General features: G+C 38.3%; 20 protein-coding genes. 10 read left to right on the top strand and 10 right to left on the bottom strand.

The features are described 5' to 3' along the window. Positions 1 to 73 precede the first annotated feature (73 nt). Together H4O18_RS05470 and H4O18_RS05465 are read left to right on the top strand one after the other, a co-directional pair. A complete protein-coding gene (locus H4O18_RS05470) occupies positions 74 to 421 on the top strand; it encodes a YciI family protein (RefSeq protein WP_187582209.1) in 348 nt (115 codons plus the stop codon). 185 nt (positions 422 to 606) lie between these two features. Then, on the top strand, positions 607 to 1,869 hold the full coding sequence (locus tag H4O18_RS05465) for an RNA polymerase sigma factor (protein ID WP_187582208.1): 1,263 nt from the start codon (positions 607 to 609) through the stop codon (positions 1,867 to 1,869). A gap of 223 nt (positions 1,870 to 2,092) precedes the next feature. Here H4O18_RS05465 and H4O18_RS05460 read toward each other — a convergent pair whose 3' ends face one another. The 3 genes from H4O18_RS05460 to H4O18_RS05450 form a co-directional block, all read right to left on the bottom strand. Then, on the bottom strand, positions 2,093 to 2,749 hold the full coding sequence (locus H4O18_RS05460; RefSeq protein WP_187582207.1) for an HD domain-containing protein: 657 nt from the start codon (positions 2,747 to 2,749) through the stop codon (positions 2,093 to 2,095). Further along, on the bottom strand, positions 2,746 to 3,483 hold the full coding sequence (locus H4O18_RS05455; protein ID WP_187582205.1) for a lysophospholipid acyltransferase family protein: 738 nt from the start codon (positions 3,481 to 3,483) through the stop codon (positions 2,746 to 2,748). Before H4O18_RS05455 ends, H4O18_RS05460 begins: the two co-directional genes overlap by 4 nt. Before the next feature lie 80 nt (positions 3,484 to 3,563). Continuing rightward, positions 3,564 to 3,974 carry a BrxA/BrxB family bacilliredoxin gene (locus H4O18_RS05450; RefSeq protein ID WP_187582204.1) on the bottom strand — a complete coding sequence of 137 codons (411 nt, stop codon included), beginning with the start codon at positions 3,972 to 3,974 and terminating at the stop codon, positions 3,564 to 3,566. A 137-nt stretch (positions 3,975 to 4,111) separates the two neighbouring features. Here H4O18_RS05450 and H4O18_RS05445 point away from each other — a divergent pair, with 137 nt between their 5' ends. The 4 genes from H4O18_RS05445 (at position 4,112) to H4O18_RS05430 (ending at position 7,769) form a co-directional block, all read left to right on the top strand. Further along, complete coding sequence (locus H4O18_RS05445) at positions 4,112 to 4,849, top strand: TerB family tellurite resistance protein (protein ID WP_187582203.1); 738 nt, start codon at positions 4,112 to 4,114, stop codon at positions 4,847 to 4,849. A gap of 46 nt (positions 4,850 to 4,895) precedes the next feature. Beyond that, the gene (locus H4O18_RS05440; protein ID WP_187582201.1) at positions 4,896 to 5,480 is read left to right on the top strand and encodes a HupE/UreJ family protein; all 585 of its coding nucleotides are present in this window, start codon (positions 4,896 to 4,898) and stop codon (positions 5,478 to 5,480) included. Between the two features lie 212 nt (positions 5,481 to 5,692). Further along, positions 5,693 to 6,127 (top strand): deoxycytidylate deaminase, encoded by a 435-nt coding sequence (locus H4O18_RS05435; protein ID WP_187582200.1) that lies wholly within the window; start codon positions 5,693 to 5,695, stop codon positions 6,125 to 6,127. 16 nt (positions 6,128 to 6,143) lie between these two features. Continuing rightward, complete coding sequence (locus H4O18_RS05430; RefSeq protein ID WP_187582198.1) at positions 6,144 to 7,769, top strand: S41 family peptidase; 1,626 nt, start codon at positions 6,144 to 6,146, stop codon at positions 7,767 to 7,769. On the opposite strand, the gene H4O18_RS05425 is transcribed toward H4O18_RS05430, so the two are convergent. Next, entirely contained in the window at positions 7,766 to 7,969 is a 204-nt protein-coding gene (locus H4O18_RS05425) for a hypothetical protein (RefSeq protein ID WP_187582196.1), read from the bottom strand. The genes H4O18_RS05430 and H4O18_RS05425 overlap by 4 nt on opposite strands. 21 nt (positions 7,970 to 7,990) lie before the next feature. Beyond that, entirely contained in the window at positions 7,991 to 8,569 is a 579-nt protein-coding gene (locus H4O18_RS05420) for a MarC family protein (RefSeq protein WP_187582193.1), read from the bottom strand. 152 nt (positions 8,570 to 8,721) lie between these two features. Here H4O18_RS05420 and H4O18_RS05415 point away from each other — a divergent pair, with 152 nt between their 5' ends. Continuing rightward, positions 8,722 to 9,294 carry a DUF3109 family protein gene (locus H4O18_RS05415; RefSeq protein WP_187582191.1) on the top strand — a complete coding sequence of 191 codons (573 nt, stop codon included), beginning with the start codon at positions 8,722 to 8,724 and terminating at the stop codon, positions 9,292 to 9,294. Here H4O18_RS05415 and H4O18_RS05410 read toward each other — a convergent pair. Together H4O18_RS05410 and H4O18_RS05405 are read right to left on the bottom strand one after the other, a co-directional pair. Further along, on the bottom strand, positions 9,284 to 11,263 hold the full coding sequence (locus H4O18_RS05410; protein ID WP_187582189.1) for a tetratricopeptide repeat-containing sensor histidine kinase: 1,980 nt from the start codon (positions 11,261 to 11,263) through the stop codon (positions 9,284 to 9,286). The two genes, H4O18_RS05415 and H4O18_RS05410, sit on opposite strands and share 11 nt — an antisense overlap. Before the next feature lie 14 nt (positions 11,264 to 11,277). Then, complete coding sequence (locus H4O18_RS05405; protein ID WP_187582185.1) at positions 11,278 to 12,012, bottom strand: LytR/AlgR family response regulator transcription factor; 735 nt, start codon at positions 12,010 to 12,012, stop codon at positions 11,278 to 11,280. Positions 12,013 to 12,986: 974 nt separating this feature from the next. Here H4O18_RS05405 and H4O18_RS05400 point away from each other — a divergent pair. From H4O18_RS05400 to H4O18_RS05390, 3 genes are all read left to right on the top strand, one after another. Continuing rightward, positions 12,987 to 17,036 carry a two-component regulator propeller domain-containing protein gene (locus H4O18_RS05400; protein WP_187582183.1) on the top strand — a complete coding sequence of 1,350 codons (4,050 nt, stop codon included), beginning with the start codon at positions 12,987 to 12,989 and terminating at the stop codon, positions 17,034 to 17,036. 697 nt (positions 17,037 to 17,733) lie between these two features. Continuing rightward, positions 17,734 to 18,723 (top strand): ribonucleotide-diphosphate reductase subunit beta, encoded by a 990-nt coding sequence (locus H4O18_RS05395; protein ID WP_187582181.1) that lies wholly within the window; start codon positions 17,734 to 17,736, stop codon positions 18,721 to 18,723. A gap of 132 nt (positions 18,724 to 18,855) precedes the next feature. Beyond that, positions 18,856 to 21,330 (top strand): ribonucleoside-diphosphate reductase subunit alpha, encoded by a 2,475-nt coding sequence (locus H4O18_RS05390; protein WP_187582179.1) that lies wholly within the window; start codon positions 18,856 to 18,858, stop codon positions 21,328 to 21,330. Between the two features lie 486 nt (positions 21,331 to 21,816). On the opposite strand, the gene H4O18_RS05385 is transcribed toward H4O18_RS05390, so the two are convergent. From H4O18_RS05385 to H4O18_RS05375, 3 genes are all read right to left on the bottom strand, one after another. Beyond that, positions 21,817 to 22,737: a hydroxypyruvate isomerase family protein gene (locus H4O18_RS05385; protein WP_343065414.1), complete on the bottom strand. Its 921-nt coding sequence runs from the start codon at positions 22,735 to 22,737 to the stop codon at positions 21,817 to 21,819. Positions 22,738 to 22,847: 110 nt separating this feature from the next. After that, on the bottom strand, positions 22,848 to 23,495 hold the full coding sequence (locus H4O18_RS05380) for a gluconate 2-dehydrogenase subunit 3 family protein (RefSeq protein WP_187582177.1): 648 nt from the start codon (positions 23,493 to 23,495) through the stop codon (positions 22,848 to 22,850). After that, positions 23,495 to 25,207 (bottom strand): GMC oxidoreductase, encoded by a 1,713-nt coding sequence (locus H4O18_RS05375; protein WP_187582175.1) that lies wholly within the window; start codon positions 25,205 to 25,207, stop codon positions 23,495 to 23,497. Before H4O18_RS05375 ends, H4O18_RS05380 begins: the two co-directional genes overlap by 1 nt. Positions 25,208 to 25,333: the final 126 nt, after the last annotated feature.

Raw genomic sequence — 25,333 nt, 5'->3', positions numbered from 1 at the left:
TGTCCAAAGGGAAGGTTGCTATTCGTCTTTAAAGCGAACATAAAAACTATTTTATTAATTTAAATGTACTACTATGAGCAATTTTTTATTTTTATTTAGGGGCGGTGATGCCGCGAGAAGAAATCAAACGCCTGAAGAAATGCAGGCAGAAATGCAGAAATGGGGGGCCTGGATGGGCGGATTAAAGGAAAAGGGACAATTAGTGGATGGGCTGCCTTTGGCAAAGGAAGGTAACGTTGTTAAAAAAGGTGGAGAAGTAATTACCGATGGTCCTTTCGCTGAGGGATCAGAAGTTGTTGGCGGTTATCTTATTGTGACGTCCAATGATCAAAAAGGGGCTGTAGAAATTTCCAAGGGATGTCCAATATTTGAGCATGGAGGAAATGTTGAGGTAAGACAGATAATGTCAATGGACATGTAATACCATGAAAATTGAATTAAAAGCCGTTTAACAAGTTGGGCTATTGGGCGTTTAATTATGTTATAAAATCTGTATTCCTGGGAATGGGGATAATATTGATTTTTGACATTTCCTGAGCAAAGTTTAAAGAACCAATAGAACATTGACAACCACTTGCTTTTTCACGGCTTTTTATTTTTTTAGTTATGATCGAAACAAAGAAACAGGTAGAAAACTTATTTCGTTATGAATATGGAAAGATCATAGGTGTACTCATAAATAAATTTGGTCCCAGCAATTTAGAAAGAATTGAGGATGCAGTACAGGATGCCCTTTTGAAGGCAATGCAGGTATGGGGATATAAGAACCTGCCAGAGAATCCCACATCATGGCTTTACCGGGTGGCCACCAATAATCTTATTGATGTACTTCGAAGGGATAAGAAAATGCTACTCGCAGCAGATGACAAAACAAATCTAACAGAAAATCACATCAGTATTCCGGAGATTGTTTTGGAAAGTATTATTTCGGACAGTCAATTAAAAATGATTTTTGCATGTTGCCACCCTTCACTTTCCGTTGATTATCAAATTATTCTAAGCCTAAAGTTAATAGGCGGATTTGGTAATAAAGAAATAGCCAAGGCCTTATTGAAAAAGGAAGATTCTGTGGCAAAATCCTATACTCGTGCTAAAAAGATGTTGAAGTCGAATATCACCACATTGGACATTCCCATTGAAATAGGGTTGCAATCAAGGCTTTCTATAGTTTTAAGGGTAATCTACCTGCTTTTTTCAGAGGGCTATGCTTCCAGCACTGGCTCAGAAATCATTAAAAGGGACATATGTTTGGAATCCATCCGCCTTGCCCTTATGTTGAGTGAAAATGAATATTGCAATAGACCCAATGTAAATGCCCTGCTTGCTTTAATGTGTTTTCATACCTCTAGATTTGAAGCTAGGGTAAATGAAGATGGGGAATTGGTGGATTTGGAACATCAGGATAGAACAAAATATGACAACAACCTTATTGCTATAGGCATAGAACATTTGGAAAATGCCTCCAAAGCTGTTCTTGAACCATCCAATTACCACTTGGAAGCAGCGGTCTCATATTATCATTGCATTGCCAAGACATTCGAATTAACGGATTGGAATAGTATTTTGAATTTATATAATTTACAGTTAAAAAGACAATATTCCCCAGTTGTACAATTGAACAGGATAGTACCTTATTATAAAGTAAATGGGCCTAAAAAGGCAATGGGAAAGCTTCTAGAATTTGAAGGCAGTGCGTATTTCAAGGTTAGTGCCCTCTATTATGCCATTAAAGCGGAACTTTTATTACAATTAGGAATTAAAGAGGAAACATTAGTGGCATTAAAAAATGCGGTGGACCAAACAGAGAATGACATGGAAAAGAACCATTTTCTGAAAAAAATGGTACAATTAAGAACAGAAATGATGTAAAATCAATAACCGAGGCCCGTAAATGGTTATTTAATGTAAATCGGATTTTCTTCGTGTGGTAGTTGGGCCAGATACCTAATTAATTTCACGGTATCATTTGCCTGCGATTTTTCAATATGAACTTTCCTGCTTTTACCTAGTTTTTGAAAGATCCATTTTTTTGAATTCCTTGGTGCGCTCTCATGTTTAAATGCCAGTGAAGCTTTATAATAATTCAATGTCATTAGGCATTTCCATTCCATTCTTTATAGAATTGCTCCAAATAATCCAACATAAATTGATGCCTTTTTTCCGCCAGTTGCTTGCCAGATTCGGTATTCATTTTGTCTTTTAAAAGCAGAAGTTTTTCATAAAAATGATTTATGGTGGGTGCGTGGGACTTTTTGTACTCCTCCTTGGTCATCTGCAGGTTTGGGGCAATTTCCGGGTTGTAAAGTTCTCTATTCTTAAACCCGCCATAGTTAAAGGCTCGGGCTATTCCAATGGCGCCTATGGCATCCAAACGGTCGGCATCCTGCACTACCTTGAGTTCTTGTGAAATAAATAATTTTTTGGAATCCAAACTGGATTTATAGGAGATGTTTTCAATAATTTTCACCACATGGTCCAATACTTTTTTTTCGACCTGTAAGGAAGTTAAAAATTCAGCAGCCATTTTTGGACCTACGGTTTCGTCCCCGGCATGGAACTTTGCATCGGCAATATCGTGTAAAAGTGCACCTAAACTAACTACCAGCACATCTACCTTTTCATCCTTGGCTATGAGCAGCGTGTTCTTAAAAACGCGTTGGATATGAAACCAATCGTGTCCCCCTTCGGCTCCCTTCAATGTTTCTTTTACAAAAGCAATGGTTTCTTCTATGATTTGTGTGTTGGTCATGTAGATGGAATTATGGCCTGTGTTATGGTTTCTTCAACCTTTTCAATCAGCAATTCCACATCTCCGTTATTTTCCAATGGTTTGTGCACCTCGAAAGTAATGTGGTTGCAAAGTCCATAGGGGAATTTGCCATATTTCAGCATTTTCCAGGAATTGTTGATGCTAATAGGGATAATTATCGCAGTGGGTGCTTTTTTTAACAGCACTTTTAATCCCGTGGTATGGAATTTTTTGGGTTCGCCGGTCTTACTTCTAGTACCCTCCGGGAATATTACGGCTGAACGTTTATGCTTTTCAATATAACTTCCCAACTTTGCTATTTCGGTTAAGGACTGCCGGCTGTCCTTTCTATTTATTAGCACCGAACCACCGTGCCTTAGATTATAGGAGACACTGGGGATGCCCTTACCCAGTTCCTTTTTACTTACGAACTTGGGATGATGTTTCCTCATGAACCAAATAATGGGTGGAATATCGTGCATACTTTGATGGTTGAGCACTATAATAGCTGGCCGATCTGTTGGTATATCTTGGGAATTATTAAAGGAATAACGGGTGCCAAGGATATGGGTACACCTCAATAGCGTTAGGTTCAATAGGGCCACGCTCATTCTGTGGGCGTTATAACCAAACCAATTAAAGCAGACCCATTGAATGGGATGGAACAGGAGCAAGGTAAGCCCAAATAATATAAGGTAAAGGGCCGACAAGGGAAATGCCAATACTTTTTGCATGTTACAAAAATAAAAAACCGCTCTTTTACAAAGCGGTTTCATTCAAGAATATTTCCAAATATTAATGAGACCTCAATTCATTAACAGAATTCGTTATAGGCCTCCATTAAATTTTCTGCTATAACTTCTGCAGGTCTGCCTTCTATATGATGACGTTCTATCATGTGTACCAATTCCCCATCTTTAAAAAGGGCCATGCTTGGGGAAGACGGAGGAAAAGGAATCATTGCATTCCTTGCCGCATTCACGGCCTCAGTATCCACACCTGCAAATACAGTTACCAAATGATTTGGCTTTTTAGGGTTTTGTAGGCTCATTTTGGCTGCTGGTCTAGCATTGGCAGCGGCACATCCGCAAACCGAGTTAACCACCACCAAAGTAGTTCCTTTTTTACTTATGGCACTTTCAACCGCATCGGCTGTATATAATTCTTCAAAACCGGCAACTGCCAAGTCTTGTCTCATAGGTTTTACTAATTCCGCAGGATACATAGTATTATTTTTTATTCGATTATTACTAAAGTTTTCAAAGATAACCATTTTGAAGCATTCTAATGGAATACCTTAACTTTTCATTAGACCTTCTGTTGTAACGTAAAATTATATCTTTGCCAAAATTTGGATATAAGATGATTAAATGGTTTGCCGCAATATTAGGATATTACACCTTTAGGTTTCCTGGGGCTATTCTAGGATTTATAATTGGTAGTTTTTTCGATAACCTAAAAAGCTCGGGCGGTGGAGGTGCGCGGTCTATTTTTAAGGATATTACACAACAAAATGTATCTCCTGCCGATTTTGAGATTAATTTGCTTTCCCTTTGTTCCATAGTCATAAAGGCGGATGGATCCGTTAGTCAGACAGAAATGGATTATGTAAGGCGATATTTTGTGAGCACCTATGGCAAGGACAAGGCCAATGCTATTTTCAGGACCTTTAATGAGGTTGTTAAAAAAAGGGAGGTATCCGCAGAGCGTATATGCAGCTATCTAAATCAACGTACTAGATATGAGGTTAGGCTTCAATTATTACATTTTTTGTTCGGTATCGCTCAGGCTGATGGGACCCTACGACCTGCAGAAATAAATAAAATTTCGGAAATAGCAGGATATTTTAGGGTAAGTCAGATCGATTTTGAAAGTATTAAGGCTATGTTTATCAAATCGGCCGATAATGCCTATAAAATTTTGGAAATAGAAAAATCGGTGTCGGACGAGGAGGTTAAGAAGGCCTATAGGACCATGGCCAAAAAGTACCACCCCGATAGGGTGAACACAGAAAATGAAGCTATTAAGAAAGGGGCTGAGGAAAAATTTAAGGAGGTTCAGAAAGCATATGAAATTATTCAGCAAGAAAGAGGTCTTTAATAATTTTATTCATGGAAAGTAAATATTTCTGCATAAAGTATTGATTATGGGAGATTTTGGATTTTATATTCAGTTGGGATTGGAACATGTATTGGATTTGGATGCTTATGATCATATCTTGTTTTTGGCGGCCCTAACCCTACCTTTTACCTTTGTGGATTGGAAAAAAGTATTGGTGCTTGCTACGGTATTTACAATAGCCCATTGTTTTTCACTTGGTCTTTCGGTATATGAAGTGGTGGTAGTGGATGTAAGTCTCATTGAATTTTTGATTCCGGTCACCATATTTTTTACAGCTATGTATAATTTAATTAGTTCCAAGAAAACCACTGATCAAAAAAACATGGCTGCTTACTTAGTGGCCACAGGTTTTTTTGGACTCGTTCATGGTTTTGGATTTTCCAATTACTTTAAGATGTTGATGGCTGGGGAAGAGGAGAAAATTTCGCCCTTATTGGGATTTGCGGCTGGGATAGAAATTTCACAAATATTAATTCTACTTGCGGTGCTTTCAGGGAATTACATTGTAAGATCCTTGTTTAAGGTGAAACAACCTTCTTTTATCCAAATAATGTCGATTATTGTTCTGTTCATTACAATACCTATGTTGATTACTACGTTTCCTTGGTAGAGTTTGGCTAAATCTTAACCTTTCTTGATTGCGGGAATTGTTGGTAGCAGCTATCTTAGTAAATACAAAATTGATTTAATCCCTATTGGCTAATATTTTCAATACAAAGTTGCCTTACCTTTGTGGAAACAAACCATTGGGAAAAATTAAGAGGGGTCTATTGGCGCAATACTCGGAAATGACCCAATGCAGTAGTGGGGAAAAATTATTGAATGAAAGAACGTAAACAAGAAAAGTACGATAAAGCGTATTTACGTATGGCCAGTGAATGGGGTAAGCTCTCTTTTTGCAAGCGCAAACAGGTCGGGGCCATCATAGTAAAGGATAGGATGATTATTTCCGATGGTTATAATGGAACTCCAACTGGTTTTGAAAATATTTGTGAGGATGAAGAGGGTTATACCAAATGGTATGTTTTGCATGCCGAAGCCAATGCCATATCCAAGGTTGCCTCCTCCACCCAATCCTGTGAGGGTGCTACATTATACATTACATTGTCGCCCTGTAAGGAGTGCAGTAAACTAATACATCAGTCTGGCATAAAACGTGTAGTATATCAGAAAGCCTATAAAGATGACTCTGGTTTGCAATTTCTTGACAAAGCTGGAGTACAACTTGTTCACCTTCCCATAATTGTGAATGTGTAAAATGCTAATTTGAATCATGAAGAAAATAAACACCTACATATGGCCCACAGTAATAGCCCTGGCAATTGCCATTGGAATATTTGTTGGTGGAAAATTGAACTTTAATGATTCTCCAGAAAAACTTTTCACAACCAATTCTAAAAAGGACAAGCTCAATAGACTAATAGACTATATAGATTATGAATACGTGGATGAGATAAATACGGATAGCATTGTAGATGTTACCGTTAACAATATTCTTGAAAAATTGGATCCACATTCAGTGTATATCCCTAAACAGGAAATGGATAAAGTCTCCGAAAATATGAAAGGGGATTTTGTAGGGATCGGGGTTAATTTCTATATGTACAAGGATACGATTTCCGTAATTAGAACTGTTGTGGACGGGCCAAGTTTTCTAAAAGGCCTCCTGCCTGGGGACCGTATATTAATGGCCGATAATGATACTTTATTCGGGGAGAATATTCCCAATAATTTGGTCGTGGAAAAACTTAAAGGAAAAAAGGGATCTCCGGTTAAGTTACAGGTATATCGGAAAGATGATAAAACCACCTTCAGTGTAAATATCAAAAGAGATGTTGTCCCTATAAAAAGTGTAGAGGCTTATTATATGCTTACCAAGGATATGGGTTATATCAAGGTAAATCGTTTTGCCGAATCTACCTATAAAGAGTTTAGAACGGCCCTTAGAAAGTTGGAGGCCCAAGGAGCTAGGAAATTAACCTTGGACCTTAGGGATAACCCTGGGGGTTATTTGGGCATTGCCGAACAGATGGCGGATGAGTTTCTCTCGGATGGCAAGTTGATTTTATTTACTAAAAATAAAAAGGGCAAGATCGATAAGGTATTTGCTACTAAAAAAGGGGATTTTGAGGATAAACCCGTATATGTTTTAATTAATGAGCGTTCCGCTTCTGCTAGCGAGATCATTGCTGGATCCTTACAGGACAATGATATAGGTACCATAATAGGTCGTAGGTCTTTTGGCAAGGGCTTGGTGCAGCGCGAAATGGATTTGGGAGACGGTTCTGCGGTGCGTTTAACGGTTTCCAGATATTACACCCCAACAGGCCGTTCCATTCAGAAATCGTACGAAAAGGGGAATAAGGATTATTATCAGAAATTCACCGATCGTTACCATAGCGGTGAACTAATTTCGGTGGACAGCATTAAAGTGGCCGATTCGCTAAAGTTTAAAACTCCTAAAGGCAAGGTGGTCTATGGTGGTGGCGGCATAATACCAGATGTTTTTGTGCCTATTGGGACCAACGAATCCGAATATTTTGAAAGTATGGAAAGCGTAGGCTTTCTATCCTATTTTGTGTTTGAGCATTTGGATGGGAATAGGGCACAGTACAAAGGCTATTCCAAGGAAGAATTTGTCAATAATTTTAGGGTAGATGATATCCTCTTCGAGGTATTTATTGACTATTGCTTGGCCAGAAATATCAAAATGGACTTTTATGCCTTTGAGGAAAAAATAAAATTATATATAAAGGCCACCTTGGCAGAGCAATTGTTCGACCCCAATACCTATGCTAAAATAAAAAGTGGGGAAGATGATATGCTGAAAAAGGTTTTGGAATTGGATAAACCTACCATAAGCCAAAAAGAGGCAGATAAAATTGAAGCCAAAAATTAATCTTGTTCTATTTTTTTCTGGATCTTTTTAGAGGTAGTATAAATCAACAATAGGGCAATGGCGCATAAGGAAGCCACGATCCCTATCAAGGCTATTATACTATTTCCCTGAAAAGGGTCTTCAAAATCCACTAAAGTTACGTTATAGGCTATTAAGGCCAATCCCAATACAATGAGTATTACTATTAATATTTTGTTCATCTCACCTTTTTTCTTAATTGATTAAAATAACTGGTTGATATTTGAGGTAAATAGTTTGACCGCAATGGCCAAAAGTATAACGCCAAATATTTTTCTGATCACATTAAGCCCGTTTTTACCCAAAAATTTCTCTATTTTACTAGAAGATTTAAGGACAAGGTATACAAAAATAACATTTATTATAATGGCGACAATGATATTCTCTACGTAGTATTCCGCCCTTAGGGAAAGAAGCGTGGTAACCGTACCGGCACCCGCAATCAAGGGAAAAGCGATTGGGACAATGGAAGCGCTTTCCGGTTGTTCATCCCTATAAAGGGTAATACCCAAAATCATCTCTATCGCCAAAAAGAAAATTACAAAAGCCCCTGCAACGGCAAAGGAGTTGACATCTATCCCTATGAGATTTAGGATTTCCTCGCCCACAAACAAGAAAGCCACCATAATACAGGCCGAGACAAACGATGCTTTTCCGGATTGTATGTGTCCTACTTTCTTTCTCAAGGTTATGATGATAGGAATACTCCCTATAATATCAATTACTGCAAAAAGGACCATACTTGCAGTAACAATTTCCCTAAAATTAAAATTGAATTCCATAGCTTAATTAATATAATCTTAGTCCATAAGGTGTTTATTTCGCCCTTTCCTCCTAAGACGCGGCAAATTTACGTTTAATTAGGGGCATTTGGATTTAATTAAGGGAAAATATATCCCCTTAAAGAATTATATTTGCTGCCTAATAAAATGGTATGTTCCAACTAGGAAAAACAATAGTATCCGAGGAAATTATTGAAAACGATTTCGTTTGTAATTTAAGTGCCTGTAAAGGAGCCTGCTGTGTTGATGGAGAGGCTGGTGCACCCCTGGAAGATAGGGAAACAGAGATTTTGGTGGACATCTACAGTAAGGTAAAACCCTTCTTAAGGGCAGAGGGTATTGCCGAAATAGAAAAGCAAGGAGCCTTTATTCGCGGTGAAGATGGCGAATGGGAAACCCCATTGGTAAATGGTAGTGAATGTGCCTATGTGGTCTTTGACGACAAGGGAATAACCAAATGCGGACTTGAAGAAGCTTATAATCAAGGGGCTACCAAATGGAAGAAGCCAGTATCCTGTCATTTATATCCTATCCGTGTCCGCGAGTATTCGGAACTTACGGCAGTTAATTATCATAAATGGGAAATCTGCGACCCAGCATGTTCATTGGGAAATGAACTTAAAGTACCAATTTATAAATTTGTAAAGGAGGCCTTGATTCGCAAGTTTGGGAAAAAATGGTATGCCGAATTGGAACAAATAGCTCTGGAGCATACTAATGGGTAGGGATATGTAGTACTACCTTGGTGCCCAATGCCACTTTGTTAATGTCATAAAGGTCTATTATTTCTACCTGAAAGGAATTTTCGAAATCTTTGGAGAAATTGGCCAGCCTTTCCTTAGTGATATCTATACCAATGGATTTGCGTTTCAAAATTTTACTTTCCTTTATTCTTTCGGAGGCTTCCCGCCCAACGCCGTTGTCGGTAATACTTATTTGAATAAACTTATCGTTTTCCCGACTTACGTGCAGTAGTATATTTTTTTCCCCTTCTTTGGAGGAAAGCCCATGCCACAGGGCATTTTCCAGAAATGGTTGAAGAATTAGCGAAGGAATCTTAACGGTGTGCTCATCTATGGGTTCCTCCACACGTACCTTGAAATTTATTTCGTTGGAAAATCTAATATTCTCGATGTTCATGTATAGGTCAATGGTTTCCAATTCGTCTGCCAAGGATATTTCTTTCAAGGAAGAGGATTCCAGAATTTTGCGCACCAATTTTGAGAATTTATTGAGGTAGTGCACGGCATTCTTCTTTTCGTTATTTATGATATAGAGCTTAATGGAATTCAGGGAATTGAACAAAAAATGCGGATTCATTTGGCTGCGCAACATGCTTTGTTCCAAGGTAAGTATCTGTTTCTCGTTCTTAAGTTCCTTCTGCCTATAGAGGATATACAATATAAAAGTCAAAAGAGCCATACCCAATGCGCCAATAATTAAGGTATTGGTCTTTTTGCGCAGCCGAAGGTTGATAAACTCGTTTTCCCTGGCCAGCGCCTCTATTTGATTGGTTTTTTTTTCAGTTTCATATTTGATGATCAGGTCATTTATATAACGTCGATTGACCTCACTATTGATTTCTTCGTTAAATTTTTCGGCCAATTGGTAATACTCCAATGCGTTCTTGTAATCTGACTTGTAGGTAAATAATTTGGAAAGGAAGGCATAGGCTTGTGCAATGGAGCTAGGAAGGTGGTGTTTTTTGGACATTTCCAAACCAGAAGTGAGAAATTCTTCTGCTTTGTCATATTGTTTTAACTCCATCAACGCCCAGCCCATATTAATGTTGATGGCTGTGATAATCGACATATCGCCCAGCATCTCTGCGGCTAGGAGATTAGGTTCAAGAATCTCAACCGCCTCATACAATTTATTTTGTTTTAAATAAACTTGGGCAATACTGTTTTTGCAAATAATTTTACCCTTGTCATTGTCAATTTCATTATTGTAATCCAACGAGGTTCTGTAGTAGTGAAGCGCTTCCTCCAATTCTCCCTTATATTCCAAACATTCACCAATATTCTGATAATTGATGGCCAATCCCAATTTGTTGCCCAGCTCTTTAGCCGATTCCATGGCCCTTTTAAATTGGGAAATAGCTATTTCATACTGTTTAAGGGTCAGATAAAGATTTCCAATGCTATTTAAGGATACGTTAATGCTCTTTTTGAGTTCGTTCGAGGGATTGGAAACGGACTCTGCCAACTCCAAGGCCTCTTGATGATAGTCCAAAGCTATTTTAATGGAATCATTTCTCCTGTAAACCACGCCCAGCATATTTAAGCTAAATACTCTGAACTCCAGATTGTTGTCGTCCATAGCGGCCTGTAATCCTTTTTGGTGAAGTGCAACGGCCTTGGTATATTGTGAAATATCCCTGTACTTTCTACCTAATTGGTTTAAAGCATATGATTGTCCCGATAAATATTGTTTTTTTGCGGCTTCATTATTAAAGTAGCGCATATAAATGGTATCGCTTCTTTTGGAATTTAATATAGAATCCAATTCTTGGTAAGTTCTAGGGGCAGCGTTTATTAAGCTATCCGTTACTCTTTTAAATTCTTCGGTAACCTCCTGTGAAACGCCTTGGGAACTGCAAAATAAGGTAAGAATTAAAAAAAAAAGGAATTCCCTCGATTTTAGGAATAAAAATCTCCGTATAAATAAAAAAATGCTGGAGGGAAAATTCATGTTATGGTGATAGATTATATTAAATCTAAAAAGTCGGATTTTTTTTGTCTTGAAACAGGGATTTTATGGTTGGATTGTAAAATGACATAACCATCTGTTTTAAGAAATTCCTTTATTTTATTCAGGTTGATGATAAAGGAATTGTGAATTCTAAAAAAAGTATCCTTCGGCAGTATTTGATTTACTTCCTTTAATTTTTTGGTAAGTAAAATTTTTTGACCATCGCTTAAAAATAACGTACTGTAATTACCGTCGGATTCCGCAAAAAGAATTTCATCACTTTGTAAAAATAATAATTTCCCGTCTGTATTGATGGTAATCTTTTTTTGAAGTGAATCTGAATTGAATTTCAATAAAATTTTTTCCAGTTTTTCCGCCGTATAATTCTTATTATTGAACTTTTTTATTTTGGCAATGGTGGCATTTAAATCGTCCGTGTCTATCGGTTTTAGAAGATAGTCAATGGCCTCGTTTTTAAGGGCCTTAATAGCATATTGGTTATAGGCCGTAGTGATGACCACTGGAAATTCCTTGTTTTGTAATTTTTGAATAAATTGAAAACCATCCATAGTGGGCATTTCAATATCCAGGAACAAACAATCCGGAGGGTGCTGTTCCAAATATTTTAATGCCTCAATAGGGTCCGTAAAAGAGGCAACCACTTTAATTTCATCACTAAAGTTGGTCAACTCCCAGGAAAGACTCTGGAGGGCCTTAATTTCGTCGTCTACTAATACTGCTTCTAACATAGTTTAGGAAAGATACTCAAAATTAAAACTATTGTTTGTTAAGCCTCCTATATTTTGTGTCAATGGAAATGAATTGAGTATGGTTGGTGGCAAATAGTTTAAGATTGGATCTTTATAGAATCTTGGCCATGGTTAAACTAGGAACTAATGAAGAGGCATCTCGAATTTGATCAATGTCATTTATACAGGATAATTTACCATTTACACAATTAAGCAACATCCATTAGTGCATTTCAGCTACATTTGATTAACATAATTATTTCCCAATAAATGATTATGTATAACCTACAGTGCAAAAAAACCTGGTGATGAATAAATGTATAGTTTTCTTTATCGTTTTAGTTTTAGTACTTGTCGTTGCTGTAATTACGGATAATAAGAACACAACTTCCCTAGAGAACAATTTAGTGGAGAACAAGGTAGATACGAATATGCATAATAGGACCCTAGTAGAAAATAAGGCGGGGGCTGACAGGAGATATTAGGTATTTAAAACTGTAAATAATCCTTCAAGTAGGTAATATATTAATAGTAATCAATGGCCATAAGAGTAAATAACAAAAATTAACTACCAAAAAAAGTGCGGTCCTGTAGGATTAAGTTTTAAATATGAACATGTCATTGTTAAAAACAATCCGAAGGATGTAAATGTAAGTTTGAAAAACACAATCAACTTGTAGGTTTTGGAATTCGCATAGTATTTAGGTTTCGGGGGAACTACCTAAACGTGTGAATCCGATACTCGTATTTCATAATCTCATTTCATCTGTTGGATCGCACTTTTTTTGGTAGTTTTTTTATTGGTATTGACAACGGATTAATAAATTGCCACTTTTTTTTTTAATCAGGAAATACAAATTGTCTTTAGTTCTAGAGCTCCCTATATTACTTCATTTAAAGCATCAATATTAGGGTAGGATTGATTTCTTCTTGGATAAACCTTATCTTGTTATAGCGTTTTATAACAGAAAGGGATGGCTTTGGGCAAAAAAATTACTTCACCACTATTGGGATTTATATTATTGGGAGTGATGTATCTCAATACCATTTTTACGGCCCAATCGCAATCCCAGATTAAATTTAGACAACTCTCCGTACAGGACGGACTCTCACAGAACAGTGCTATATCTATTACCCAAGATAGTATAGGATATCTATGGATTGCGACCCAAGATGGACTAAATAAATACGATGGTAGAATGTTTACAACGTTCCCTTTCGCTTTTGTAGATATTACCCGGTCTAACTACAGTAATTTGGGGAAAGTCTATACCGATAAAAAGGGTGATATTTGGATAATCCCCATGGATCGTTTACCGTATAAACTAAACACAAAAACAAATAGTTTTGATCCCTTAGCGGGAGTGACCGATGCCAGTGCCATTTTTATGGATAGGGAGCTTAATCTTTGGATTGGGACTTATTCAGATGGATTGTATGCTCTAAAAAATGGTCAGGAGAAAGTACAACAAGTAATTCCCCCTACAGTTCTCAGTAATACCATTTACAATTTGACCCAAAATGATAAAGGAGTCTTATTGTTGGCAATGGAGGATGAAATGGCGGAATACGATGCTCGTAACAATAGGTTTGGGTACGTACGGGCACACACGAACCAGGGCATCATGGTTGACGCTAATTTCAGTGATATCGTTGTTGATGGTTCGGCAAGGGAATGGATTGGCACATTTGGTGACGGACTTTATTTTAGATCTTCGGGCGGAGGCCCTTTGAATCGTATCCACAATTTGTCTTTTAAAGATTCATTACCGACAGATTTGAATATTACCGATTTGTATTTGGATTCTAAAGATAGACTTTGGATAGCCACTTATGGTCATGGGCTATATATGGTAAATTTTGAACAGTTTTCAATAATCAATTTTGTCACCGAAAAACATAACCCCACCGCTCTGCATTACAATGATATACTTAGTATCTATGAAGATTATACTGGCACTTTGTGGTTTGGTACGGATGGAGCTGGAATGAGCTATTACGATGAATATTTGGAAAAATTCAATTCTTTCACAGATTATCAGACCCCAGAGGACGTAAGTATAGATGTGGTAAGGTCTATTGTCGTAGACAAGGAGAAATCTGTTTGGATAGGTACCTCGGGCAAGGGACTTACACAGTATAGTCCCGACACCAATAGCTGGAGAACCTTTAAGGCCATATCTGGAGACAATAAAACAATTTCTTCAGACCGTATCATGAGCCTTTATGTGGATAGGGACAATAATTTATGGATAGGAACTCAGGAGGGAGGCTTAAATATTATGGAACCGGGGGGTAATATTTTGCATTTTTCCAATACTTCGGAAATCAAATTAAATGCCAATACCGTTTGGTGTATTTTTGAGGACAAAGACAATAGAGTCTGGTTGGGAACACGAGACCAAGGTCTAATTCAATTTGATAAAGAAAATGGGGTTATTAGTCAATATGCTTATGACTCACGGAACAAGAATGGGATTCCCAGTAATAACATCAGAGCTATCACGGCAGATGGAGAAGGAAATTTGTGGATTGCGACAGAGAGTCATGGAATTGCTTATTTTGATGTTAAAAAGGAAACATTTAGAGCATTTCAGTATTTGACAAATACAAATTCGCTGTCATCGAATAGTATAAAAAGTTTGTATTACGCACCCAGTGGAATCTTGTGGATAGGTACCAACGGTGGTGGTCTCAATGCATATGATGTTAAAAACAAGCGATTTTACCACTACAGTGAAAAGGACGGCTTGGCCAATAATGTTATTTATGGGATTTTGCCCGATAGTGAAGGTAATTTATGGTTGAGTTCCAACAAGGGAATTACCAAATTTACAAGAGGCAACTTATTGGATGAAGCCCCGGATATAGTAAACTACGCCAACTACGAGGGGTTGGCTACTGAGTTTAATACCGGTGCGGCCTATAAGGACTCGGAAGGCAGTCTTTATTTTGGTGGGTTGGACGGATTTTACTGGTTTAGGCCTAACGAATTAAAAGAGAATAATATCTTGCCCAAAACTATGATTACAGGGTTCGATGTATTTAATACTCCCATGCCTTTAACGGAAGGGCTTGCCTTGGAAGCCAAACAAAATACCATTTCCTTTACCTTTTCCAGTCTTCAATATTCCCTTCCCCAAAAAAATCAATACCAATATAGGCTGGTTAATTTTGATACCGAATGGGTTTTTTCAGGGAACAAGAACTTCGCCCGCTATACCAGATTGCCATCTGGTGATTACAAATTTCAGGTGAAGAGTAGTAATTATGACGGCGTTTGGAACATTGTGCCCGTTAGCTATTCATTTTCAATATTGGCACCTTGGTATTTAACACTCCCGGCCAAGATAGCTTATGTGCTTCTGTTTTTTATGTTGCTATATGGGGTTTATGCTTACCTGAAATGGAGATGGCGCATGCAGCTTAGCCTTCGTTTAAAAGTAGAGGAGACAGAACGATTTAAGGAACTTAATGAATTTAAGTCCAAACTTTATACAGATATTTCCCATGAATTCCGGACCCCTTTGACTTTAATATCGGGACCAGTTGATGTAAAATTGGGGCAAGGCAACCTTTCCGATACGGATTTTGCCAATTTCTCTATGATGAAGCGGAATATTAATAGATTAATTGCCTTGGTAGATCAACTCTTACATCTGGCAAAACTGGAAAAGGGAAAATTGAAATTAAGGATTGCTGAAGGTGATCTCGGACTTTTTTTGGGGATGTTAACATCCTCCTTTAGATATAGGGCTTCCATGGGGAACATTGATTATAGGGTTGAAATTGATCCTTTGCCCAATGCCTGGTTCGACGAGGATGCAATGGAGAAAATTATTGTCAACCTTCTTTCCAATGCCTTTAAATATGTAAGCGAGGAGGGTATGTGCCAGTTTATTGCCAACAACAAAGACGAAAAAGTGGTGATAAGTGTAAAAAATACCGTAGAGAATTATTCCGATATGGATATAGACCTTCTTTTCACACGTTTTTACCAGAAGGACGAATATTCGGATGGTGCTGGGGTAGGTCTTTCCTTAGTGAAGGAACTAATTAATATATATCAAGGAACCATATCGGCACAAATGGAAAAGGGCGGGGTTATTCATTTTATGGTAACCTTGCCTATAATAAGATCCGAATTTAAAAATTTGGAAGCAATAGAGGAAGTAGTAGAAATAGATGCTCCTACCATAAATAACCATAAAGAAGGTTTGGTGCCTACCAAGAATCCTAAGGAGCAGAACGAGAAGACAAAGGACTTGCCTATTTTGTTGATTGTAGAAGATCATGTAGAAATACGTGAATTTCTTTATGCTGTTTGGAGCACCAAGTATCGAATCTTGCAAGCGAGTAATGGCTTGGAAGGAGTAAAAACTGCCTTGGAAGTGGTTCCGGACCTCATTATTTCTGATGTCCGCATGCCAGTTTGCGACGGGATAGAGCTTTGTAATAGATTAAAGACCGATGAGCGTACAAGCCATGTTCCCATTATTCTGCTTACGGCAGGGATCGATGAGGAGCAGGAATTGAAAGGGTTGTTGTCCGGGGCAGATGATTTTATCACCAAACCTTTTAAGGTAAGAAGTCTGGAAACACGTGTGGAAAACTTAATTGGAACCAGGAAAATGCTTCGCAAACGGTATAGCCACGAATTGATTTTGGAGGCAAAGGATATTGCTATTACCCCTACTGATGAGGTATTCCTTACTAGGTTGGAAAAGGTTCTGGAGGAATGCTTGTTGGATACCAAATTCAACGCAGCGGCTTTTTGTGCAAAATTAGGTATGAGCAGAATGCAGCTGCATCGAAAACTTTTGGCATATACTGGTCTGTCTACAACTGCATTCATAAGGTCGCAACGCCTAAAACGAGCTATCCATATTTTAAAAACCTCAGATGCCTCGATCAATGAAATTGCATATGCCGTGGGCTTTAACACTCCCTCTTATTTTATTAAGTGTTTTAAGGAAGTGTACAAGAAAACACCTACAGAGTACCTGGAGTCGATAGAACTGTAATATCCTGCATTCATGTTACATTTCTTGCACACTTTGTTACATATAAGGCATGGCCTTCTAGATCCCTACTATATATTTGTTTTCCTGATAATAGCTTAGCGAAATTTAGGAGATATTATAAAAAGGAATTTGGATGTCTGTACAAAGGAACACCACAAGCATTGTATTTCCCGTCGCATAAAATCCAATGAAATATCAGGATAAAACTCGATTCAATAAATTAACTCTAACTCCACTAATATGAACACTACTAATATTAAAGCTATAAGCGTAGTTTTTTTGGCTATGTTGGCTATTTCCGTCTTTATGATCTTGGCAGCATTGTCCCTATAGTTTTTCAAATTTAATTTGGAAACAGAAATGGGCGACAACTGCATACCTTTTCAACCAAACCTATGGGTGTGAGTAGGTATGCGTAACCATAAACCAAATAGTATGTTTTTATATACTTTTTGGTTTATTTTTTTAGTGCTATTTTTTTGAACCTAACGGATCCAATTATTTATAATTGCCTTTGTTCTATAAAGGTAATGAACATCACTTGCGAACATACATTTCAACATTTTGTGTTAAAAACTTTGTAGTTAATAATGCTTATTAAGCTTTAGTTATTGGGGGTATTTTGCAATCTTTGTTATCTCCGACCGAGGGCAAATTTTCGCCTTAGTTTAAGAAACCCTATAAATCTAAATAAGATATGTCAGCAGCTATAGAGCCGATTCTGAAAGAAAACCTTAACCGATTTGTTATTTTTCCTATAAAACATCATGATTTGTGGGATTGGTACAAAAAATGTGAGGCTAGTTTTTGGACGGCCGAAGAAATTGACCTGCATACCGATCTTAACGATTGGAACAACAAGTTGAATAGTGATGAACGTTATTTTATAAAACATATTCTGGCCTTTTTTGCTGCTTCGGATGGTATTGTGAACGAAAACCTTGCTGAAAATTTTGTAAGTGAAGTGCAATATGCGGAGGCGAAGTTCTTCTATGGTTTTCAGATTATGATGGAAAACATTCATTCTGAAACCTATTCCCTACTGATTGATACTTATGTTAAGGATGAAAAGGAAAAGGATTTGCTTTTTAACGCTATTGAGAATTTTCCGGCCATTAAGAAAAAAGCTGATTGGGCATTAAAATGGATAGATTCGCCAAGTTTCGCAGAAAGGCTTATAGCTTTTGCCGCTGTAGAAGGTATTTTCTTCTCTGGTGCGTTTTGTTCTATTTTTTGGTTAAAGAAAAGAGGCTTGATGCCGGGACTTACTTTTTCCAATGAATTAATATCAAGGGATGAGGGGATGCATTGTGATTATGCAGTTCATCTTCATAACAAACACCTTATCAACAAGGTTCCTAAGGCGCGTATAACCGAGATTTTGGTAAACGCTTTAAATATAGAAAGGGAATTCATCACAGAATCACTTCCTGCAAGTTTAATAGGAATGAACTCTAAGTTGATGACACAGTACCTCGAGTTTGTAACAGACCGTTTGTTGGTGGAGTTGGAATGTGATAAAGTTTACAATTCAACCAATCCGTTCGACTTTATGGACATGATTTCCTTGCAAGGTAAAACCAATTTCTTTGAAAAAAGAGTGGCTGAATATCAAAAGGCCGGGGTCTCGAACAACAAGGATAAGGACGACGATTCGCAGAAAATCAGCTTCGACGCAGATTTTTAAAATACAATAATATTATTTAAATCCCCTTTGGGTTATAAGGGGATTTTTATGCGACAAAATTGATATGTTAACGTTTTTAACATATTGCGCCATAACCCAGACTTATGTATCATTTAAAAAAATTGTAGCAACATGTATGTAGTAAAAAGAGACGGCAGAAAAGAGCTGATGATGTTCGATAAGATCACAGCTAGAGTAAGAAAATTGTGTTATGGCCTAAACGATCTGGTTGATCCCTTGAAGGTGGCCATGCGCGTAATTGAAGGGCTTTATGACGGGGTAACCACGTCCGAGTTGGATAATTTGGCAGCTGAGATTGCGGCTACAATGACCACTTCACACCCTGATTATGCCAAGTTGGCCGCTCGTATTTCCGTTTCCAACCTTCATAAAAATACCAAGAAATCCTTTTCGGAAACCATGAAGGATTTATATGAATATGTAAATCCTAGAACAGGTAAAAAAGCGCCATTGTTGTCCGATGAGGTGTACAAAGTGGTTTCTGAGAATGCGGATAGACTGGACTCTACCATTATTTATAACCGGGATTTTGGCTACGATTATTTCGGATTTAAAACTTTGGAACGTTCCTATCTTTTAAAATTGAACGGGAAGATTGCAGAAAGACCACAGCATATGCTAATGAGGGTTTCCATAGGCATTCACCTAAACGATTTGGATTCGGCTTTGGAGACCTATGAGTTGATGTCCAAAAAATATTTTACTCACGCTACACCTACCTTATTTAATTCAGGTACCCCAAAACCTCAAATGTCTTCTTGCTTTTTATTGGCAATGAAAGACGACAGTATTGATGGTATTTACGATACGCTTAAACAAACGGCAAAAATTTCGCAATCCGCTGGGGGAATTGGTCTATCTATCCACAATGTTAGGGCTACAGGTTCCTATATTGCAGGGACCAATGGTACCTCCAATGGTATAGTGCCAATGCTACAAGTTTTTAACGATACAGCAAGGTATGTGGATCAAGGCGGTGGAAAGCGCAAAGGTAGTTTTGCTATTTATGTTGAGCCATGGCATGCGGACATATATGAATTTCTGGATCTGAAGAAAAATCATGGTAAGGAAGAAATGAGGGCGAGGGACCTATTTTATGCCATGTGGATTCCAGATTTATTCATGAAAAGGGTAGAGGCCAACGAGAATTGGACACTGATGTGTCCTAACGAATGCCCTGGACTCTTTAACCATCACAGTGAGGAATTTGAGAATTTGTATATTAAATACGAAGCAGAAAACAAAGGACGTAAAACGGTTAAGGCCAGAGAGCTTTGGGAGAAAATCTTGGAATCCCAAATAGAGACGGGTACTCCGTACATGCTTTACAAGGATGCCGCCAACAGGAAAAGTAACCAACAGAATTTAGGTACTATTCGTTCTTCCAACCTTTGTACTGAGATAATGGAATATACCTCGCCTGATGAGGTGGCGGTTTGTAATTTAGCTTCCATTGCGCTTCCGATGTTCATTAAGAATGGGGAGTTTGATCACAAGGAGTTGTTTAGGGTCACCAAACGGGTTACCAAAAATTTAAATAAAGTCATAGACAGAAATTATTATCCGATTAAGGAGGCCGAAAATTCCAATATGCGCCATAGGCCAGTTGGCTTGGGGGTTCAAGGTTTGGCCGATGCATTTATAATGTTGAGATTACCTTTTACAAGTGATGCTGCCAAAGAATTGAACCAAGAGATATTTGAGACTTTGTATTTTGCTGCTGTTACGGCTTCCATGGAATTGGCAAAAGAGGAGGGGGTTTACTCAACTTATGAAGGTTCTCCAATATCCAAAGGAGAATTTCAACACAATTTGTGGGGCGTAAAGGATGAAGAATTGTCCGGAAGATGGGATTGGGCAAAATTGCGTAAAGAAGTAAAAAAGAACGGAGTCCGCAATTCCTTATTGGTAGCTCCTATGCCTACGGCCTCTACGTCTCAAATATTAGGTAATAATGAGTGCTTTGAGCCGTATACTTCCAATATCTACACGCGTAGAGTTTTATCTGGGGAGTTTATTGTTGTAAATAAGCACTTATTGGAAGATTTGGTGGGTCTTGGCCTTTGGAATGAAAATATGAAACAGGAATTGATGCGTGCGAACGGTTCCGTACAACACATTGATAATATTCCTGCGGATATTAAGGAGTTGTATAAAACGGTTTGGGAATTAAGCATGAAGGATATTATTGATATGTCTAGACAACGTGGTTATTTCATAGATCAGAGCCAGTCCTTAAACTTGTTTATGGAGAACGCCAATTATTCCAAGTTGACATCAATGCATTTTTATGCTTGGAAGAGCGGACTTAAAACAGGAATGTACTATCTAAGGACTAAGGCTGCTGCAGACGCCATTAAATTTACTTTGGACAATACAAAGAAACAGGAAGTGCCTGTGGCCGAGGCTCCTTTGGAGGTTAGTATAGTAGCTCCGGAAGTAACCAAGGCCATTAAGGTTGAAGCTACTGCAGCTACACAACAGGAGGTGGAGGTACAGCCCATGACAGCTGCTGAGATGAAGGAACTGATAGCTAAGTCCAAAGAGGGTCAGGCCGATGATGATTGTTTAATGTGCGGCTCCTAAGGGGCTTAAATCTCCGGATTAATCAACAAAAAATCCCCAAAGGTAATCTTTGGGGATTTTTTGTTCCATATTGTAATGTAAAAGGAATGGCCTAAATGGTTGTTCTTCCATCTATTAATGAGCTGCCTATCGATTGAATATATAGGGTTTTAGTATAAACGCACATAGGAACGCTATACAATAAATTACTAAAATTGTGATGTACTTATCCATTTTGCCCCGTATTAAATGGTTTATTAAAATTATATACGACAAAAACGGGATAATGGACTATAATAATCTCAAAAACAAGAATTTAACATAATATATCCTTGTCATTTTTTAAAATGATGGTGATATATTATTCGTCCTAGAACGAAGAATATAAGATAAATTGCTATGGTGTAAATGTAAAGTTCCATCTTGTTCTTATGACGAAGAAGCAAGATGGAAACTTTCTAAATGTAACGTTAAAATCCTGGAATGTAACCTAGGGAAAGTTTTGGGCTACAAAAAATTATCCTCGGACTTATAAGCGTTGATAACCGCCAGTTCCCCTTCCTTGTCCGGTTTGGAATTACCATGTTCCATACCCAAGACTCCTTTAAACCCTTTGTCATGGATAAACTTAAAGACATTTTTATAATTGATTTCCCCGGTAGTGGGTTCTTTTCTGCCTGGATTGTCCCCTATTTGGATATAGTCGATTTCATCCCAGGTAAGGTCCATATTGTGGATCAGATGTCCTTCGGTTTTCTGCATGTGGTAGATATCAAACAATATCTTACAGGAAGGACTGTTTACACCTTTACATATCATATAGGTTTGATCGGAATTTTGTAAGTATAGGTCAGGAGAATCGGATAAAGGTTCAAGTACCATTACAAGGCCATGCGGTTCCAAAATTTCTGCACCTCGTTTTAAGGCCTCAATTACATTGCCATCTTGAATACCTATCGGCAGTTTTCTTTCGAATCCTCCGGGTACAACGGTCATCCATTTGGCATTGACGCGTTTAGCCACATCTACGGCTCTCCTACAGCCGTCCAAAAAGATATCTATGTATTCCTGTTTACCGGCAGCAAGGGTGTTGGCCATATTACCTCCTTTGTCCACTACGAATACGCCCATGGTCATATTCCGTTTGGCCAAGGTTTCACCTATTTTGGTCTGTGTTGCAATGTCCCTCCCCATCATGCCATTGTCTTCAAATGCCGTAAACCCTTGATCGGCCATAAAGTTTATTTGATCAATAAGATCATCACCGGCAAGGTTTTTAAACATCCCAAAATGAGGGGCATATTTTAAGTTGAAAGAATGTTTCGTTTTCATTAGAGGTTTGGCGCCATAGGCTAGGGATCCTCCCAATGTTACGGCACTACTGGTAAGGGCTGTTTTCTGTATAAAATCTCTTCTTTTCATGTTCATTTTTGGATATGGTTGGAATTTTGTTATAAAATAATGCTAATAGAACTAATTGACCATTTGGCCATCCTAGCTCTATTAGCTTATTCTTAATTTATTAATACTATTATAATTTATAGTGACCAGGCCTTTCCCCCAGTTAATTCTTGAAGGTCACCGCAAGCAATGAATTCACCTGGTACCGGCAAATAGCTTAATACATTCTCCCCGACAAATTCAGATGACTTGTAACCCCAAATTGTCAGACCCCTTAAATTATTGGCGAAGGCAAATCTTGAAACTTCATCATCCATGGTGGCTGTTTTACCAGCTTTTACAGCTTCCGTATAAGCGCTAATTGCCTTAAAGTGTTTAACCTCATCTTCTTTCGAAATTTTTAGGGCATTGGCCATGACCGGCTCCAGTTCTTTAGGGGTTAAATCCCCAATCTCCTTCTTGCCCGAATCTTGCAAAGCTTTGTCCATGAATTTTCCCATGGTCATTTTTAGCAGATCTTGTTGTTCTTTTTCCATTACCTGATTGGCAAAACGATCTATGAAGATATGTACTTGTACCTCAGAGGCAGAAGGAGTATCGGTTTTTGGAAGTATAATATCTACCAAATGTGTTAAAACAGATCCTTCCGCTGGCGATAGAAAGTCTGGGGTCCATACCATTGCAGCGTCTTTTTTACAACTCTGTACAATGCTGATCAAGGTTGGGGTGGCAACGGTGTATCCCAACGCCAGCCCCATATTTTTAAGTGCTTTTCTTCTATCCATTATATATTTCCTTTTTTAAGTTCTTTGACCGCATGGTCAGCGGCCCTAGCTGTGAAGGCCATATAAGTCAATGAGGGGTTTACGCAACTGGCCGAAGTCATAAATGACCCATCAGTTACATAAACATTTGGTACGTCATGCAATTGGTTGTTCCCATTAAGCACGGAAGTTTTTCTGCTACGTCCCATTCTGGCGGTACCCATTTCGTGAATGCCCAGGCCTAAACCTGTTGGTCCGTCATGCCCTTCGACATCACGCAATCCTGCTTTTTCCAACATATCTATTGCAGATTGCTGCATGTCTTTACGCATGTTGAATTCGTTTTCCTGAAGATCGGCATCAAAGGTTACCGTGGGTAGTCCCCAGCTATCTAATTTATCGTAATCCAAGGTCATTCTGTTATCCTGATAAGGAAGCACCTCGCCAAAACCGCCGATGCCCATTCTCCAACCTCCAGGCTTAAGAATATTTTCCTTAAGGTCTTTTCCGTAGGAGAGTTCTGCAACCGTTTCTTCCCAATCGCCTCTACTGGCTCCACCTTGATAACCGAAGCCACGTTTGTAATCTTTTCTATCGGAAGCTCCCCCTAGGTTTCTAAATCTCGGAATATATATTCCATTAGGTCTTCTACCCTTGTAATATTTGTCTTCGAAGCCATCGAATTTACCGGAAGCACCTACACCTAGATGGTGATCCATAATATTGCGGCCCAATTGATCTGAATCATTGCCCAAACCATTGGGGAAACGGTCAGATCTTGATTGCATTAAGATGGCAGTGGAAGCAATAGAGGAGGCACATAAGAAAATTACCTTAGCCTTAAACTCAAATGTTTCCTTGGTCAACCTGTCTATTACCTTTACCCCAGTAGCTTTCTTGGTATTGGGATCGTATATTACTTCATGAACAATGGAGTCTGTTCGCAAAGTCATATTTCCTGTAGCCTCTGCAGCGGGCAGGGTGGATGACAAACTGCTAAAGTAACCTCCAAAAGGACACCCTCTGATACAGCGGTTTCTGTATTGACATTTGGTACGTCCGTCAAAATTTTTGGTCCCGGTAATGTGTGCCACTCTACCTATGGTAACAGCGCGGTCATCGAAACCCTCCGTAACTTTATTTTTAAATTGTTCTTCCACACAATTCATTTCCATGGGTGGCAAAAAATCACTATCCGGTAACTGGGGCAGGTTAAGTGCCTCTCCACTAACACCAATATAGTTTTCCACTTTTGAGTACCATGGGGCAATATCCTTATAGCGGACAGGCCAATCAACTGCAATGCCATCCTTTAGGTTGGCCGTAAAATCAATGTCGCTCCAACGGTAACTTTGACGACCCCATTGTAATGAACGCCCTCCTAAATGGTAACCTCTCATCCAATCAAATCGCCTTATTTCGTTGTAGGGATGTTCCAAATCATTTACAAACCACATTTGACTTGCTGCATTTGTGGTATATCCCGTTCTGTTCTGTTTTGGTTGTTTTTCAATATCTTCCTTGGTGGGTTTTCCGGCATTCGGAAAATCCCAGGGATCCATATTTGCAGTCTCGTAGTCTTCAATGTGTTTTACCATTCTTCCACGTTCCAAAACTAGGGTTTTAAGCCCCTTTTCACACAATTCTTTGGCGGCCCACCCTCCGCTAATTCCCGTACCTACGACAATTGCATCATAAGAATCCTGCACTTCATTGTTAAAAATCTTGCTCATTTATGAAATTGTTTATTTAATAAATTTATTAAATATAAAATTAATTTTCTACATTTAAACCCTATATTTATTAATACTATGGCACTATAACGTTATAGTAATTGTTAATTCTTGGATTTAATCCCG

This window comes from Arenibacter arenosicollis (assembly GCF_014397245.1).
GTDB lineage: Bacteria > Bacteroidota > Bacteroidia > Flavobacteriales > Flavobacteriaceae > Arenibacter > Arenibacter arenosicollis.
This window is presented reverse-complemented; position numbering and strand designations above follow the sequence as displayed.

What these genes read in the sequence shown, in the direction of transcription:
- H4O18_RS05470 (WP_187582209.1), top strand. Translation starts at nt 74, where the DNA reads ATGAGCAATTTTTTATTTTTATTTAGGGGCGGTGATGCCGCGAGAAGA.
- H4O18_RS05465 (WP_187582208.1), top strand. Translation starts at nt 607, where the DNA reads ATGATCGAAACAAAGAAACAGGTAGAAAACTTATTTCGTTATGAATAT.
- H4O18_RS05460 (WP_187582207.1), bottom strand. Translation starts at nt 2,749, where the DNA reads ATGACCAACACACAAATCATAGAAGAAACCATTGCTTTTGTAAAAGAA.
- H4O18_RS05455 (WP_187582205.1), bottom strand. Translation starts at nt 3,483, where the DNA reads ATGCAAAAAGTATTGGCATTTCCCTTGTCGGCCCTTTACCTTATATTA.
- H4O18_RS05450 (WP_187582204.1), bottom strand. Translation starts at nt 3,974, where the DNA reads ATGTATCCTGCGGAATTAGTAAAACCTATGAGACAAGACTTGGCAGTT.
- H4O18_RS05445 (WP_187582203.1), top strand. Translation starts at nt 4,112, where the DNA reads ATGATTAAATGGTTTGCCGCAATATTAGGATATTACACCTTTAGGTTT.
- H4O18_RS05440 (WP_187582201.1), top strand. Translation starts at nt 4,896, where the DNA reads ATGGGAGATTTTGGATTTTATATTCAGTTGGGATTGGAACATGTATTG.
- H4O18_RS05435 (WP_187582200.1), top strand. Translation starts at nt 5,693, where the DNA reads ATGAAAGAACGTAAACAAGAAAAGTACGATAAAGCGTATTTACGTATG.
- H4O18_RS05430 (WP_187582198.1), top strand. Translation starts at nt 6,144, where the DNA reads ATGAAGAAAATAAACACCTACATATGGCCCACAGTAATAGCCCTGGCA.
- H4O18_RS05425 (WP_187582196.1), bottom strand. Translation starts at nt 7,969, where the DNA reads ATGAACAAAATATTAATAGTAATACTCATTGTATTGGGATTGGCCTTA.
- H4O18_RS05420 (WP_187582193.1), bottom strand. Translation starts at nt 8,569, where the DNA reads ATGGAATTCAATTTTAATTTTAGGGAAATTGTTACTGCAAGTATGGTC.
- H4O18_RS05415 (WP_187582191.1), top strand. Translation starts at nt 8,722, where the DNA reads ATGTTCCAACTAGGAAAAACAATAGTATCCGAGGAAATTATTGAAAAC.
- H4O18_RS05410 (WP_187582189.1), bottom strand. Translation starts at nt 11,263, where the DNA reads ATGAATTTTCCCTCCAGCATTTTTTTATTTATACGGAGATTTTTATTC.
- H4O18_RS05405 (WP_187582185.1), bottom strand. Translation starts at nt 12,012, where the DNA reads ATGTTAGAAGCAGTATTAGTAGACGACGAAATTAAGGCCCTCCAGAGT.
- H4O18_RS05400 (WP_187582183.1), top strand. Translation starts at nt 12,987, where the DNA reads ATGGCTTTGGGCAAAAAAATTACTTCACCACTATTGGGATTTATATTA.
- H4O18_RS05395 (WP_187582181.1), top strand. Translation starts at nt 17,734, where the DNA reads ATGTCAGCAGCTATAGAGCCGATTCTGAAAGAAAACCTTAACCGATTT.
- H4O18_RS05390 (WP_187582179.1), top strand. Translation starts at nt 18,856, where the DNA reads ATGTATGTAGTAAAAAGAGACGGCAGAAAAGAGCTGATGATGTTCGAT.
- H4O18_RS05385 (WP_343065414.1), bottom strand. Translation starts at nt 22,737, where the DNA reads ATGAACATGAAAAGAAGAGATTTTATACAGAAAACAGCCCTTACCAGT.
- H4O18_RS05380 (WP_187582177.1), bottom strand. Translation starts at nt 23,495, where the DNA reads ATGGATAGAAGAAAAGCACTTAAAAATATGGGGCTGGCGTTGGGATAC.
- H4O18_RS05375 (WP_187582175.1), bottom strand. Translation starts at nt 25,207, where the DNA reads ATGAGCAAGATTTTTAACAATGAAGTGCAGGATTCTTATGATGCAATT.